The organism is Streptomyces sp. WAC03905 (genome assembly GCF_057371075.1).
In genome coordinates, this window is record NZ_JBXYDZ010000003.1 from 6,052,232 (window position 1) to 6,067,119 (window position 14,888).

Below are 14,888 nucleotides of genomic sequence, written 5' to 3' on the forward strand. Positions count from 1 at the left end.
GATGCACGTATCAGCCAACGAAACCGGCGCGCTGCGGATGCGGGGTGGCGGGGGAGGAAACACAGATCGCCGGGGGTGTGCGGGACGGACCGCACACCCCCGGCGCACGCCGCCCGGCCCCCGTGACGGGGGCCGGGCGGCCGTTCGGTACCGGCGGGGATCAGGCGCCGGGCGTACCCGCCAGCGGCATCGCCGCGGCCACGAGCTTGCCGGCGGCGGCGGCCTTGTCCAGCGCGTCGCGCAGCAGGTCCTCACGGGGCTGCTGGCCGATGGAGCCGACCGGGGCGGCGTAGATGAGCACGCGCTGGGTCTTCTGGACGGCGGCCCGCCAGCCGTCGGTGACCGACAGCGCCTGGTGCGCCTGCCACCAGGCGACCTGGCCGCCGCCCTCGGCACCGGGCTGGAGCACGGCGTGCAGCTGCCCGGCCGCGAGCAGGACCGACCAGCCGCCGAGGAGGGTGGGGAGTTCGGCCGTGTCGGTCACCGGGATGAAGCCCTGCTCGATCAGGAGCGGCAGGAAGTCGTCGCCGGGGCCCTCGCTGCCCGGGCGGGCGATGGGCGCGGTCGGCTCGACGACCAGGGCGGGGTGCAGTTCGCCGCCGATCAGCACGAGGCCGCTGGTGATGCCGAGGACGGCCTGTCCGCCGGGCACGTTCTGCGGGGCGGCGGCGACGCCCGCCTCCTGCGCGGCCGGGCTGTCGCCGGTGATGCTGCGGACCGCGCCCTGGAGCTGCTCCTCCGAGACGGAGACGACCTGCGAGGGGATGCAGGTGGCGTGGGCGAAGGCGAGGACCGCGGTCTCCTCGCCGACGAACAGCACCGTGCTGGTGCGGTCGTTCTCGGGGTCGCCCGGGGTGCGGCAGGAGGTGCAGTCGTAACTGCGCGGCGCGTCGTCGCCGACGAGCAGCCTGTCGGCTTCTTCGTCGCCGATCTCGGCACGTACCTCATCACTGACGTCGAGCATGCGCGGCACGGGGTGCTCCTCGGCATAGGTGCGGGTCCGGGAGGATCCCGGCTCGCCGGGCACAACGCGGGAGCGGCGGCCGGGGTCACGCCATTTGAGGGAACGGATTCGAACCTGGCGCCCGGAAGGGTGAACCGTGCGACCGGAGCTTCGGATTTGTGCCAACTGTTTTCTGGTTGTGCGCAGTTGATGGCCGGGTGTGGCCGTTCCGTGGGGCGTGGGGCGTCGGCCGACCGGGTGGGGTGCGGCGGTCGCCGCGTGGCGGGTCCCGGGGCACCGGGCGGTGCTGCGTAGCGTGACCCGATGCCCAACCTCCGAGCCGTCCTCGCGGCCGTCGTGCTGGCGCTCGCGGCACCGCAGGCCGCGGCGGGCGCGGCGGGCGCGGCACCTCCGCCGCCCGCGCCGGGTCCGGCCGGGGCCGCGCACCCCGGGTCGCCCGGTGTGATCGGGAGCGGGCCGGGGGACTGCGGGCCGGGCGGGGAGTGGCCCTGGGACTGCGTGGCCGACTGCGAGAGCGGCGGCCGGTGGGCGGTCAACACCGGCAACGGCTTCTACGGCGGGCTGCAGTTCTGGCAGCCGACGTGGGAGGAGTACGGCGGCCTGGCGTTCGCACCGCGTGCCGACCTGGCGCACCGCGTGCAGCAGATCCGGGTGGCGCAGGAGGTCCTCGCCGCGCAGGGGTGGAACGCGTGGCCGGTCTGCTCGAAGCGGTACGGGCTGGCCGGGCGGATGCACACCGTACGGGGCGGGGACACCCTCGTCACGATCGCCCGCGAGCGCCGGGTGGAGGGCGGGTGGCAGGCGTTGTACGAGGCCAACCGCGAGACGATCGGCCCGAAGCCGGCGGCGATCACGGTGGGCACCCTCCTGCTCCTCCCGGACCGGCACCCCGTACCGTCGGCGAAGCCGAATCCCGAGCCGTCGGCGAAGCCGAATCCCGCGCCGTCGGCGAGGCCGAATCCCGCGCCCCCGCGGAAGCAGAACCCCGCGCCCGGGGCGAAGCCGGGATCCGTGCCGTCGGCGAAGCCGGAGCCCGCGCCCGCGACGAGGCCACCGACAGGCTGAGCCGAGCCGGGGACGGGGGTGGCCGGGGGCTTCGGCGCTGTCCGCCGGACGGGGGGACGCCGCTGGCAGACTCGGGGGATGCTCGATACCTCCGCACGGCTGCTGCGCCTGCTCTCCCTGCTCCAGGCCCACCGCGAATGGACCGGTGCCGACCTCGCCGACCGCCTCGGCGTCACCGCCCGGACGGTCCGTCGTGACGTGGACCGGCTGCGGGAGCTGGGGTACCCGGTCAACGCCAGCCCCGGGACCGGCGGCGGCTACCAGCTGGGCGCCGGGGCCGAGCTGCCGCCGCTGCTGCTGGACGACGACGAGGCCGTCGCCGTCGCCGTCGGGCTGCGGACCGCCGCGGGCAACGGGGTCGAGGGGATCGGGGAGGCCTCCGTGCGTGCGCTCGCCAAGCTGGAGCAGGTCCTGCCGTCGCGCCTGCGCCGGAGGGTGTCCGCCCTCAACGAGTTCACCGTGCCGATGCTGCGCGGGGCCCAGCGGTCCACGGTGGACGCCTCGGTCCTGACCGAACTGGCCTCGGTCTGCCGGGACGCCGAGCGGCTCCGTTTCGGCTACCGCGACCACGGCGGCAGCGTCAGCCGCCGTACCGTCGAACCGCACCGGCTCGTCTGCACCGAGCGGCGCTGGTACCTGGTCGCCTGGGACCTGGACCGGGAGGCGTGGCGGACCTTCCGCGCGGACCGGATCGAGCCCAGACCGCCTCACGGACCGCGGTTCACCCCGCGCCCGCCACCCGCCGACGACCTCGCCGCCTACGTCTCCGAAGGCGTGTCCCAGCGGGTGTACGCCGCCCGCGCCGTGGTGCGGCTGAAGATCTCCGAGCAGGAGGCGGCGCAGATCATCGGGCCGAGCGACGGAGTCCTCGAAGCGGTCGACGCGCACACCTGCCTGCTGCGCACCGGGGCCGTGAACCTGGACGTTCTCGTGATTCACATCATGCTGCTCGGCTGTGAGTTCGAAGTGGTCGAGCCGGCCGGACTCACCGATCGGCTGAGGGACCTGAGAGATCTGCTGGGCCGGGCCGTGGGGCCGCCGGAAGTGAAGGAAATGTAGCGGACCTGAGGGGGATTCAGCTGGTCCGGTCCAAGCGGGCCGTGGAAATGCGCCGCGGCAATTCTGTGCTTCTCGACGGAAATTCGAATACGTCCGGACCCCGGGCGTGTCGCGCTCCGGAAAGCAATTGGCGGCTGTAGATATTCTGTGACACAAGCGTGACCCGGGACGGACGAACGTCCGGGCGCGGCGCTGACGAACGCCGAAGGCGGGCCGGGTCGATGACCCGGCCCGCCTTCGCGGTGCGGGGGTGGGTGGTGCGTACCGCCCCCGCCGTGGACGTCAGCCGCCCGCGACCGGACGGGCCGCGGTGCCCCGCGTCCCCGTCCGCTCGGTGTGCGGAGGGCGGCGGCTGCCGACCGGGGTGACCGGGGTCCGCTCGGAGCGGATCAGGTGCGGCCGGTTGGCCGGGTGAGCGGCCGGGCGGTGCGCCGGGGAGTGTCCCGTGAGGGCGCCGGCCGCCGCGACCGCGGCGGGTACCGCGACCGGCTCCTCGGGGGCCCGGGGGGCGGCTTCCAGCCGCCACTTGCCGCCCGCGGAGAGCAGCGGGGTGAGCGCCGAGACGACCGGGGCGGGCATCCGCCCGGTCTCGGCCCGGCGGCGCAGCATCTCGCGCAGCTCGAAGACGTACGCCTCGGTCCGTGCGATGAGCGGCTCGAACCAGGGGAGGGCCAGCAGGATCAGCAGACCCGCGGACCAGCCCAGCAGGACGTCGCTGACCCAGTGCGTGCCGAGGTACACGGTGGTGGCGCCGACGCTCAGCGAGACGACGGCGGACACCACCGACAGCACCCGCCGGGTGACCACGGTGGAAGCCAGGTAGGCCAGGATTCCCCAGGTCACGACGGCGTTGGCGGTGTGGCCGGAAGGGAATATATCGCCGCCCGCGAAGAGTTCGGCCGAGCCGATCTCGGTGGCGTAGTGCGGGCCGAGCCGGCCCAGGCCCAGCTTCACGGACCCGACGGTGACGTTGAGCAGCAGCAGGGCCACGCCGAGGGTGATCAGCGGGCGGAGGGTGTGCTGCCGCCAGGAGCGCCAGCCCAGCCACGCGGCGACCATGACCGCGGTGGGCCCGCGCTGGCCGAGGACGACCAGGTAGTCGAGGAAGGCGTGCAGCTGCGGCCACTGCTCGTAGGGCCGGAAGAACATGATCTGCCAGTCGAGGCGGACCAGCCAGGAGGTGGTCAGCACGGCCACCACGATGGCGAGGTAGAACGCGAGGGTCGAGCCCAGGAGTACGACGCGGTGCCGGCTCATCTGCGGGGTCTGCAGATGAGCCGGTCGCTCTGGTTCCCGGTCCAGCCGGGCGAAGACCCGCTCCAGACGGGTCAGGATTTGGTCGGTACGCACTCAATCGACGTTACCGCGCGGCGATGGTCAGCCCGGGCGAATCGCGGGGTTTGTGATGACCATGTGATGTGGAGTTGGTCTCACGCGGCCCTAATTCCCGGTATTCCGGCAGGGGTTGGGTCCTTCCCGATCCGGTGTCCGGTAATTGTTTCGACTGCTTATTCGGGCTTTATTGCCGCAGGTCGATTACCGTGCCCGTGGACGGCCTGCGAAGATCCGCCGCGGCGCGCGGGGGTGCTACGGGGGGCCCGAGCCGTTCAGCCAGAACGCCCCGTACACCGCCGAGGCCAGCGCCGCCGCCCCCAGCACCAGGGCCGCCCGCCGGGTCCGCCACCGGGCGAGCGCCGCCGCCGGCACGAGCATCAGCGGGAACGCCGGCAGCAACAGCCGCGGCTTCGAACCGAAGTACCCGGAGGCGCACAGCGCCAGCGCCACGACGATCCCGCAGTACACGAGCAGCGGAGTCGGCTGCCGCTGCCGCACGCACGCCCCGTACAGCCACAGCACCAGGGCCACACCCGCGATCAGTCCCAGCCCGGCCGGCCAGGCCGACGAGGCCAGCTGCGCCCCGACGAAGCGGGCGAAGGCCCAGCCGCCGTCGAAGCCGTTTCCCCAGCCGGCCTGCACGTCCAGGTACCCCAGCGGGCCGTCCCCGGTGCGCGCGCCCACCCACGACACGTACGCCGCCGCGCCCGCCGGGGCCAGCAGCGCCCCGGCCGCCATCCGCCACGACCGCTCCCCGCGCCGCCGGGCCAGTACGGCCGCCACCCACACCGCCGCGACGACCGCCGCGCCGACCGGGCGGGTCAGCCCGGCTCCGGCGGCGAGCAGGCCCGCCGTCAGCCACCGGCCGCGCAGGGCCCCGTACAGCGCCCACGCGGCCAGCGCGGTGAACAGGGCCTCGCTGTACGCCATGGACTGCACGATCCCGACGGGCAGCGCCGCCCACGCGGCGACGGCGAGCACCCCGGTGCGGCGGCCGTGCAGCAGGTCGGCCACCGCGAAGATCCCCCAGGCCGCCGCGAGCCCGGCGAGCACCGACACCACCAGGCCCGCCGAGCCGTACGAGAGCCCGGTCACCGCCGACACCCCCCGCTCCAGCCACGGCAGCAGCGGGAAGAACGCCAGGTTCGAGTGCACGTCCCCGCCCGGCAGGGCGATCTCGTAGCCGTACCCCTCGGCGGCGATGCGGGCGTACCAGAGCGAGTCCCATCGGGCCGACAGCAACGTGTGCGGGCTGCTGCCCGCCACCGCGCCCCACACCGCGAGCACGGTCAGCCCGAGCAGCCGGACCGCCGCGAAGACGGCCAGCGCGGGCGCGGCCCGGCGAAATCCAAGATCTTCCACGGGCATGATTATCGGTGGCGCCCGACCGGGGCCGGCGCCGCCGTCGACGGAGCGTGAGCGGACGTGTACGCGGGGCGGGAATCCGGGGCGGGGAAGTGGCGCACGCCACACGGAGGGGCCCGCCGGGATGAGAGCTTGACCACGTGACGGGCACACGAACTCGCGTACGCTGACCGTTCACTCGCGTGTCGATGCCGGACCCCGTTGGACGCCGCACAGCGCACCACCCCTCGCGGCTCCACCAGACGCTGGTCCACCGAGCGCGAGGGATCACCTGGGAGGTACATGCATGGCGGGGACGAACGCGGCCACGGCCGGGACCCCTTCGCCCTGGCAGCGGCTGGGTGCGGTCTCCGGCGGTGCCAACCGCTGGGTCGTCCTGGCGGTTCTCTGCGTCAGCCTGGTCCTCGTCGCGCTCGACGCGACGATCCTGCACGTCGCGGTCCCGTCCGTCACCGAGGACCTGAGGCCCGGCTCGATCGAGCTGCTCTGGATCGTCGACGCCTACCCGCTGGTCTGCGCCTCGCTGCTCATCCTCTTCGGCACCCTCGGCGACCGGATCGGCCGCCGCCGCATCCTCCTCCTCGGCTACGCACTCTTCGGCGTGGCCTCCGCGACAGCGGCCCTCGCCGACAACGCCCAGGTCCTCATCGCCGCCCGCGCCCTGCTCGGCATCGGCGGCGCGATGATCATGCCGGCCACCCTGTCGATCCTGCGCCAGGTCTTCCCCGACCGGCGCGAGCGGGCCCTCGCCATCGGCATCTGGACGGCCGTCGCCGCGATCGGCGCGGCCAGCGGCCCGGTCCTCGGGGGCTTCCTCGTCGAGCACTTCTGGTGGGGCTCGGTCTTCCTCATCAACATCCCGCTGATGGCGCTGATCCTGCCGCTCGGGCGCTGGCTGCTGCCGGAGTCGCGCGGCTCCGCCGACGGGCCGTGGGACGTGCTCGGCGCGCTGATGGCCGCGGCCGGTGTGCTCGGCGCGGTCCTCGGCATCAAGCGGCTCGGCGCCGAACGGCACCTCCTCGACGCCGGGGCGCTGGTCCCGCTGCTGCTCGGCGCGGCGCTCCTCGTGCTGTTCGTACGGCGGCAGAAGCGGCGCGAGCACCCGCTGATCGACATGCGGATGTTCTCCCGGGCCGCCTTCTCCACCTCGGTCGCCTGCATCGTGCTCGCCATGCTCGCGCTGGTCGGGCTGGAGCTGATCGCCGTCCAGTACCTGCAGCTGGTGCTGCACCTGAGCCCGCTGGAAACCGGGCTGCGGCTGCTGCCGCTGACCTTCGCCGCCATGGCCGCGGGCGCCACCGGCTCGTACACCCTGGCCCGGATCGGGCCGCGCACCATGGTCTCGCTGGGCTTCGTCCTGACGGCCCTCGCCGTGCTGCTGCTGACGCTCATGGGACAGCAGGACCGGCCGGTGCTGCTGACCGTCGGCTTCATCCTGCTCGGCTACGGACTGCAGACCACGCTCTTCGCCGCGTACGAGTCCATGCTGAGCGAGGCTCCGGCCGAGACCGCGGGCGGCGCGGCATCGATCGGCGAGACCTCCTACCAGCTGGGCGCGGGCATCGGTATCGCGCTGCTGGGCAGCGTCATGAACGCCGCGTACCGGCCGGGGCTGGCCTCGGTGCCGGGGGTCTCGGCGGCGGACTCCGCGGGCGCCGCGAACTCCCTGGGCGAGGCCTACACGATCGCGGCGGGCCTCGGCGGCCCGGCCGGGGCCTCGCTGCACGCGGCGGCGCGGCACGCCTTCGTGCACGGACTGCACGTCACGCTGCTGGTCAGCGCGGGGCTGCTGTTCGCGGGCGCCGTCATGGCGCTGAAGCTGCCGCGGGTGATGGACTGCGGCGCGGCCGACGACGCCGAGCCCGTGCGGCTGCCCGCCCAGGCGAAGGGCGAGCCCCGTCCGGCTCCGGTGGAGCACGCGGGCTGACCGCCGGGCTCGCCCGGTACGGCGCCCGGCGGGGCTCCACAAGAGCCGGACGGGCCCCGCCCGTCAAACGCCGGAGGGGCTGGATTTTGTACCGGCGGGGTCGCTAGCGTCAGCGGTACCGCGCAAAAACTTGCGCTGCTAGGTTCTGTCGGCCGGGCCGGCCGCGACGCGGCCCCCGGCACCACGCGGCCCTCGGGCCGCCCAGGCCGCCGGGAGGCCCCGTGTCCTTCGTACCCACCGATCCGCTCGGGCTCGACGAGCTCCTCGGGCCCGAGGACCTCGCCGTCCGGGACACCGTCCGCGGCTGGGCCGCGGACCGGGTGCTGCCGAACATCGCCCAGTGGTACGAGAGCGGTGAGCTGCCCGTGATCCGGGACCTGGCGCGCGAGCTCGGCGCCATCGGCGCGCTCGGGATGTCCCTGGAGGGCTACGGCTGCGCCGGCGCCAGCGCCGTGCAGTACGGCCTGGCCTGCCTGGAGCTGGAGGCCGCCGACTCCGGGATCCGCTCGCTCGTCTCCGTACAGGGCTCGCTCGCCATGTACGCGATCTGGAAGTACGGCTCCGAGGAGCAGAAGCAGCGCTGGCTGCCCGGCATGGCCGCGGGCGAGCTGATCGGCTGCTTCGGGCTGACCGAACCCGACGTGGGGTCGGACCCGGCGGCGATGCGCACCTACGCCAAGCGCGACGGCACGGACTGGGTGCTGAACGGCCGCAAGATGTGGATCACCAACGGCTCCGTCGCGGCGGTGGCCGTGGTGTGGGCGCAGACCGACGACGGCATCCGCGGCTTCGCGGTGCCCACCGACACGCCCGGCTTCTCCGCGCCGGAGATCAAGCACAAGTGGTCGCTGCGGGCCAGCGTCACCAGCGAGCTGGTGATGGACGACGTACGGCTGCCCGCCGACGCGGTGCTGCCGCTCGTCGTCGGGCTCAAGGGCCCGCTCGGCTGCCTCAGCCACGCCCGGTACGGGATCATCTGGGGGTCCATGGGCGCGGCGCGGGCCAGTTTCGAGGCCGCGCTCGACTACGCCAGGACGCGTGAGCAGTTCGGCAAGCCGATCGGCGGCTTCCAGCTCACCCAGGCCAAGCTGGCTGACATGGCCCTGGAACTCCACAAGGGCATCCTGCTCGCCCACCACCTGGGCCGGCGGATGGACGCGGGCACCCTGCGGCCGGAGCAGATCAGTTTCGGCAAGCTCAACAACGTCCGCGAGGCCATCGAGATCTGCCGCACCGCGCGGACCGTCCTCGGGGCCAACGGGATCTCGCTCGAATACCCCGTCATGCGGCACGCCACCAACCTCGAATCGGTCCTCACCTACGAAGGCACGGTCGAGATGCACCAATTGGTGCTGGGCAAGGCGCTCACCGGGCTGGACGCCTTCCGGTGAGAGCCCTGCTCAGCTCTGGTTGAAGAAGTCGCGCGAGCGGCCGCCGGGCTCGCCGCTCACGATCTGGGTGTCGGCCGGGGTCAGCAGGAAGACCCTGGTCGCCACCCGCTCGATGGAACCGCGCAGCCCGAAGGTCAGGCCGGCCGCGAAGTCGACGACGCGCTTCGCGTCGGTCGGGTCCATCGACGACAGGTTCACGATCACGGGGACACCGTCGCGGAACAGCTCGCCGATGCCGCGCGCGTCGCGGAACCCGTCCGGGGTGACCGTCGCGATCCGGCGGCCGTGCTCGACGGCCGACTCGGAGGCCACCTTGACGCGGGGGTCGGTCACCCACTGGTCACCGGGGCCCGCGACGGAACCGTGGGCGGCCTCCGCGTAGTCGTCGTCGTAGTAGCGCTCGTCGTCGCTGTCCTCCACGAGACCCAGCCAGGCACTCGCCTTGCGCACCGAACCCATGGACTGCCTCCTTTCACCGCGGTCAGTCTGTCTTTCTCTCCGCTGCCCCTATGCTCGTCCATGATGCTGACAACGCGCCAAGTGGATAGTCGCCGCGCAGGGGTTTCGTGACGGTACTGGTGCAGAACATCCGTTGCACGGTCAAGGATCCTGGTCGATACCGCTGCTGACTGAGTGAAAATACGACCGCCACCGCCGTACGGGTGGGTGACGGGGACGTACGGGTGAAAGACCCGGGTCGATACGATGCCGGGCAAGCACGCGTACGACACACGGGGGAAGCAGCTTGTTCGGCATAGTCAGACCTTGCACGCACCGGCTCGGAGAGCGCTTCAAGGCCGAGTGGATGGCCCATCTGTGCGGGCTCTGCCTGGCACTTCGGGGGGATCACGGGCAGTTCGCCCGGATCGTCACGAACTATGACGGCCTGCTCGTCTCCGTTCTGACGGAGGCTCAGTCCGGCCCCGCACCCGGCTCCCGGCGCACCGCCGGCCCCTGCCCGCTGCGCGGGATGCGCACCGCGGCCGTCGCCCAGGGCGAGGGGGCCCGGCTCGCGGCCGCGGTCTCGCTCGTCCTGGCCTCCGCGAAGGTGCGCGACCACGTCGCGGACCGGGACGGGCTGTTGGCCCGCGCCCCCCTCGCCCTCGCCGCGCGCACGGTGGCCCGCGGCTGGGACCGGGCCGGTGCGCGCACCGGCGCCTCGCTCGGCTTCGACACCGCCGTGCTCGTGGACGCCGTGGACCGGCAGGCGGGCATCGAGACGCTGGCCGGTCCCGGCACGTCGGTGCTCGTGGTGACCGAGCCGACGGAGACCGCGACGGCCGCCGCCTTCGCACATACCGCGCAACTGGCCGGACGGCCGGGCAACGCCCCCGCGCTGGCCGAGGCGGGCCGCTACTTCGGGCGCCTCGCGCACCTGCTGGACGCCGTGGAGGACCAGGGTGCCGACGCCGGGGCGGGCGCCTGGAACCCGCTCACCGCCACCGGCACCTCGCGCGCCGAGGCCCGCCGGCTCTGCGACGACGCCCTGCAGGGCATCAGGCTGGCGCTGGGCGAGGTCGAGTTCGCCGACGCGGGGCTCGCCCACCAGCTGCTCGTGCACGAACTGCGCACCTCGGTCGACCGGGCCTTCGGGACCATGAGCTGCGGCCACACCGCCACCGCCTCGGCCGGGCAGGGCCCGAACCCGTACGGCTCGAACCCCCACGGCGCGCATCCGTACGGCTCGAACCCGTACGACGGGACCGGCGGGAACCCCTACGGCGCCGGACCGCACGGCGTGAACAGCCCGCAGGCGCCGGGGGGCCCGCCGCCCGCGGGACCCGGCGGGTACGGAGGCGGTGGGGGAGGCGGCGACTTCGGTGGCGGCGGCTTCGGCGGCGGCTCCGGCGGCGGCGGCTTCGGTGGCGGCTTCGGCGGTGGCGGACAGCACCCGCAGCGGCCGCGCCGTGGCCTGCTGGCCGGCTGCGCCGTGGCCATCGGGCTCTTCTGCACCTGCCAGATCTGCTGCACCGAGCACGAGGGTCCCTGGTCGCGCAAGAAGCGGGACCCGTGGTGCGACGCCTGCGAGTGCTGCGACTGCTGCCGCCCGAACTCCTCGCCGGCCGGCGGCTCCGGTGGCGGCGGCGGTGGCGACGGCGGCTGCTGCGACTGCGACTGCGGCTGCTGCTGCGACTGAGCCCGCGTCAGTTCCACGCCCCCGGACGGCGTATGCGGGGATTCCCGCCCGGGCGGACGTGGAAGGGCTGAGCGGGATGAGCGAAGAAGCAGACGATCCGCACGCGGTCCGGCGGACACGGGGCGAGCACCGGGACGCGGCGCCGGCCGTGTGCGCCCCGGCGGGCTTCCCGGCCGCGGCCGGCTCCCTCGCGCCGGGCGGCGGCCCCGGCCCCGCCACATACCCGGAAGGTCGAATTCCGGCCGTTCCGGGCCCGCGGAGCGTCGCCACCGGCCACCGCCGGCAGGCACCCCCGGGCACGGCGGCACCCGGCACCGCGGCTCGCCGCGCCCTCGGGCGCACCCCCGTGCGGCAGGTGCGCGAGACGCCCCCCGGCGAGCCCGGCCGGGCAGACCTCACGGCGCCCGGCGCCGGGACGACCCGTACCGCCTCCTGGACGGACCCGGTGAGCGCCCGCGGCGGCGGCGCCCACCGGACCGCCGCGGCCGCGGACCGCGCCCCGCGGCGCCGCCCGCCCGCCGGGGACGGGGCCGTGCCGGCCCCCGGAGCCCCGGCGCCCGCACGGTCCCGGCGTACGGACAGGACGGTCCGAGCCGTCGCCCTCCGGTCCGGACGGCGCCGGCCCGTAAGGGCCTTCGGCCTCGTTACCGGGGGCACCGAGCCCCTCCGGGGCCGCCGCGCGCCCGCGTCCCCGCCGCGGGGGAGCCACCCGGCGCGCGCGTGCGACCGTACCGACGGGGTGGCGCGCCGAGGGCGCCCGCGGGGTCCGGGGACGAGCCGACCCCTCCCCGCCCCGTCCGCGACACGACCCCTCCCGGCCCCGGCCGTACCGCGGGCCGGCGACGCCCCGCGCGGGTACGGCCGCGGCCCCGTCCGCCGCCCGCGGGCCGGTATATCCCAGGCGCGGGGCGCGATCCCGCCGGGCCCCGACCGGGCTCCGCCGCGCCGCCCGACCGCGCCCCCGCGACCCCCTTCCCCAGGTCTCCGCCACCGCCCCGGAACACACCGCACCCCACGGTGAAACACGGCGCGCGGAGGCCGAAAGCCGCTCTTGCGGCCGGTATCCGCCGACAGGACACTCCCGACAGCGCTTGTCAGGGGCACGGCCAAAGTCCATGCGCCCGCCGTGCCCCCGGCTGCGCCTCACGGGCTCTGGCACCCCCACAACCGCCGGGCCCCCGAACCTCTCCAGGAGGACGACAAGTGAGGATCAAGCGCACCACCCGTAACAGGCTGCTCGCGGTGGCCACCGGCCTGGCCGCCGCCGCAGCGCTCGCCGCACCCACGGCGGCGAGCGCGGACCCCCAGGACGGCGGATTCAGCGCCGACCGGCTCGCCTCGGCCGGCGCATCCGTCCTGCGGGCCGACGTCGCGGGCACCGCCTGGCACGCCGACCCCGCCACCGGAACCCTCGTGGTCTCCGCCGACTCCACCGTCTCCGCCGCCGCCCTCGCGAGAATCAAGCGCGAGGCCGGAACCGAGGCGGGCGCGCTGCGCATCGAACGCATCCCCGGAAAGCTCACCAAACTGGCCTCGGGCGGCGACGCCATCTACGCCAACAGCTGGCGCTGCTCGCTCGGCTTCAACGTCCGCAGCGGCGCCAACTACTACGCCCTGACCGCCGGACACTGCACCGACGGCGCCGGCACCTGGTGGACCAACTCCGCCCGTACGAACGTCCTCGGCTCGACGGCCGGGTCCAGCTTCCCCACCAACGACTACGGCCTCATCAAGTACGCCAGCAACACGCCCACGCCTCCCGGAACCGTCGGCAGCCAGGACATCACCAGCGCCGTCAACGCGACGGTCAACATGTCCGTCACCCGCCGCGGCTCCACCACCGGCATCCACAGCGGCCGGGTCACCGGCCTCAACGCCACCGTCAACTACGGCGGCGGCGACGTCGTCTACGGCATGATCCGCACCAACGTGTGCGCCGAGCCCGGTGACAGCGGCGGCCCGCTCTACTCGGGCACCCGCGCCGTCGGCCTCACCTCCGGCGGCAGCGGCAACTGCTCCTCGGGCGGCACCACCTTCTTCCAGCCCGTGGTCGAGGCCCTCAACGCCTACGGGGTCAGCGTCTACTGACGCATGTCCCGCGCGCCCCTGTCGGCACCCTGGACGTCCTCCCGCCTTCTGGGAGGATGTCCAGGGCGGCCGTGTCCCCGGGGGAAGCAGGTTCCTGCATGAAACGCATCGGCGTGACGGGGCACCGGTCCCTCCCCGACTCGGTGCTCGGCCATGTGGAGAGCGGACTGCGGGCCGTGCTGGGCGGCCACGAAGGGCCCCTGGAGGCCCTCTCCAGCCTCGCCGACGGCGCGGACCAGCTGTTCGCGGCCGTCGCGCTCGAATGCGGCGCCGACCTCACCGTGGTGATCCCCAGCGAGGACTACGAGGACGCCTTCGAGGACGCCGAGTCGCTCGACCGCTACCGCCGCCTCAGGCTCCGGGCCACCCAGGAGATCCGGATGGACTTCGCCCGCTCCACCGACGAGGCCTACTACGCGGCCGGCACCTACATCGCCGACTCCTGCGACCGGCTCGTCGCCGTCTGGGACGGCCGGCCCGCCCGCGGGCACGGCGGCACCGCCGAGATCGTCGCCTACGCCCGGTCCCTGGGCAAGCCGGTCACCGTCCTGTGGTGCGAGGGCGTGACCCGGGACTGAGTCACGCCCACCCACACCCGCCCGTGACTCAACTGCTGTGCCGGGCCAGCCAGTCCGTGTGCTGCGGCGAGACGTACCGCTCGGTCTCGTACACCGACGACGGCCACTGGGACTCGGTGATCGTCGTCTGCATCACGACCATCATCGCCGCCAGGTCCTGCTCGATCAGGGTGTGCGCCTCGATCAGCGGATGGTGGCGGCGCACCTCGTTCCAGGCGATGCCGGCCGCGGCCGCCGTGCTCAGCAGCCCGGTCAGGCCCGCACCGGGACCCGACCCGAACGCCCTCATCAGGGCGAACAGCAGCGCCAGGCAGGTCAGCAGCACGATCGTCCACGACCACAGGTGCGTCGCCCGCCGGGACACCTCCGCCCGCCGCCGGTACCAGTTGCGCTGTTCGATCAGCCGGTCCCGGACGTACGTCTCCCGCCGCACGTGGTAGTCCCTGCCGCGCAACCGCTCCATCGCGCCGGTGATCTCCGCGCCCTCCGGCACGGCCCCGGCCGCCCGCGGATCCTCCCAGCCCATCTTCCGCAGCTCGGCCAGCCCCGCCTCCAGCCGCGCCCGGTACGCCTCCCCGGGGTCGGCCGATCCACTGCCGAACGGCGCCCCGTGCACCGCGTACCGCCAGGCCAGCGACTTGATGAACTCCGCCGCACTGCGGTTGAGCTGCCACTGCGGGCGGGCCCGGCGCCGGGTCGCCCGCACGCCCACGCCCAGCACCCCCGCGAAGCCGAGCGCGCTCAGCAGCCCGAACAGGTGCAGCGAGCCGAGCTCGGGCCCCGGCGGCAGCGCGGCCGCCCCGGCCGCCAGGACGAGCAGCAGCAGCTGGGTCCTCGTCGCCTGGGTGGACTCCCGCTGCCGGGAGATCGCCGCCCGGTCCGTGTGGTGGAAGAGGACCGGCAGGTCCTCGTTTCGAAAGGTCATGCTGTCGGTCACAACGCCCCCCTGATGTCGGGTGGCGGGCGGCGGGGACCGGTG

At 74.2% G+C, this 14,888-nt stretch carries 12 protein-coding genes; 7 read left to right on the forward strand and 5 right to left on the reverse strand.

Features of this window, described 5'->3' with window-relative positions; all coding sequences use genetic code 11:
- Positions 1-160: 160 nt before the first annotated feature.
- Positions 161-973: a hypothetical protein gene (locus tag AC2RP6_RS29875; RefSeq protein ID WP_486448987.1), complete on the reverse strand. Its 813-nt coding sequence runs from the start codon at positions 971-973 to the stop codon at positions 161-163.
- A gap of 294 nt (positions 974-1,267) precedes the next feature.
- Between AC2RP6_RS29875 and AC2RP6_RS29880 the strand changes: the two genes are divergently transcribed.
- Together AC2RP6_RS29880 and AC2RP6_RS29885 are read left to right on the forward strand one after the other, a co-directional pair.
- Complete coding sequence (locus tag AC2RP6_RS29880) at positions 1,268-2,029, forward strand: transglycosylase family protein (protein ID WP_486448988.1); 762 nt, start codon at positions 1,268-1,270, stop codon at positions 2,027-2,029.
- 78 nt (positions 2,030-2,107) lie between these two features.
- Positions 2,108-3,088, forward strand: coding sequence for a helix-turn-helix transcriptional regulator (locus AC2RP6_RS29885; protein ID WP_486448989.1), 981 nt, complete (start codon positions 2,108-2,110; stop codon positions 3,086-3,088).
- A 282-nt stretch (positions 3,089-3,370) separates the two neighbouring features.
- Here the strand turns inward: AC2RP6_RS29885 and AC2RP6_RS29890 are convergent, their stop codons facing one another.
- Together AC2RP6_RS29890 and AC2RP6_RS29895 are read right to left on the reverse strand one after the other, a co-directional pair.
- On the reverse strand, positions 3,371-4,438 hold the full coding sequence (locus AC2RP6_RS29890; RefSeq protein WP_486448990.1) for a phosphatase PAP2 family protein: 1,068 nt from the start codon (positions 4,436-4,438) through the stop codon (positions 3,371-3,373).
- 237 nt (positions 4,439-4,675) lie between these two features.
- A complete protein-coding gene (locus tag AC2RP6_RS29895) occupies positions 4,676-5,791 on the reverse strand; it encodes a glycosyltransferase family 39 protein (RefSeq protein ID WP_486448991.1) in 1,116 nt (371 codons plus the stop codon).
- Positions 5,792-6,074: 283 nt separating this feature from the next.
- On the opposite strand from AC2RP6_RS29895, the gene AC2RP6_RS29900 reads away from it, so the two are divergent.
- Both AC2RP6_RS29900 and AC2RP6_RS29905 read left to right on the forward strand, forming a co-directional pair.
- Complete coding sequence (locus AC2RP6_RS29900) at positions 6,075-7,715, forward strand: MFS transporter (RefSeq protein WP_486448992.1); 1,641 nt, start codon at positions 6,075-6,077, stop codon at positions 7,713-7,715.
- Positions 7,716-7,936: 221 nt separating this feature from the next.
- Entirely contained in the window at positions 7,937-9,106 is a 1,170-nt protein-coding gene (locus AC2RP6_RS29905; RefSeq protein WP_486448993.1) for an acyl-CoA dehydrogenase family protein, read from the forward strand.
- 9 nt (positions 9,107-9,115) lie between these two features.
- Here the strand turns inward: AC2RP6_RS29905 and AC2RP6_RS29910 are convergent, their stop codons facing one another.
- Positions 9,116-9,565 (reverse strand): cell division protein SepF, encoded by a 450-nt coding sequence (locus tag AC2RP6_RS29910; protein ID WP_030030440.1) that lies wholly within the window; start codon positions 9,563-9,565, stop codon positions 9,116-9,118.
- 286 nt (positions 9,566-9,851) lie between these two features.
- Between AC2RP6_RS29910 and AC2RP6_RS29915 the strand changes: the two genes are divergently transcribed.
- The 3 genes from AC2RP6_RS29915 (at position 9,852) to AC2RP6_RS29925 (ending at position 13,909) form a co-directional block, all read left to right on the forward strand.
- Positions 9,852-11,243, forward strand: a complete 1,392-nt coding sequence (locus tag AC2RP6_RS29915) for a DUF5685 family protein (RefSeq protein WP_486448994.1) — start codon at positions 9,852-9,854, stop codon at positions 11,241-11,243.
- A 1,203-nt stretch (positions 11,244-12,446) separates the two neighbouring features.
- Entirely contained in the window at positions 12,447-13,331 is an 885-nt protein-coding gene (locus AC2RP6_RS29920; protein ID WP_486448995.1) for a S1 family peptidase, read from the forward strand.
- 98 nt (positions 13,332-13,429) lie between these two features.
- Complete coding sequence (locus AC2RP6_RS29925; protein WP_486448996.1) at positions 13,430-13,909, forward strand: hypothetical protein; 480 nt, start codon at positions 13,430-13,432, stop codon at positions 13,907-13,909.
- Between the two features lie 28 nt (positions 13,910-13,937).
- Here the strand turns inward: AC2RP6_RS29925 and AC2RP6_RS29930 are convergent, their stop codons facing one another.
- Positions 13,938-14,834, reverse strand: coding sequence for a DUF4231 domain-containing protein (locus tag AC2RP6_RS29930; protein ID WP_486448997.1), 897 nt, complete (start codon positions 14,832-14,834; stop codon positions 13,938-13,940).
- Between the last annotated feature and the right edge of the window lie 54 nt (positions 14,835-14,888).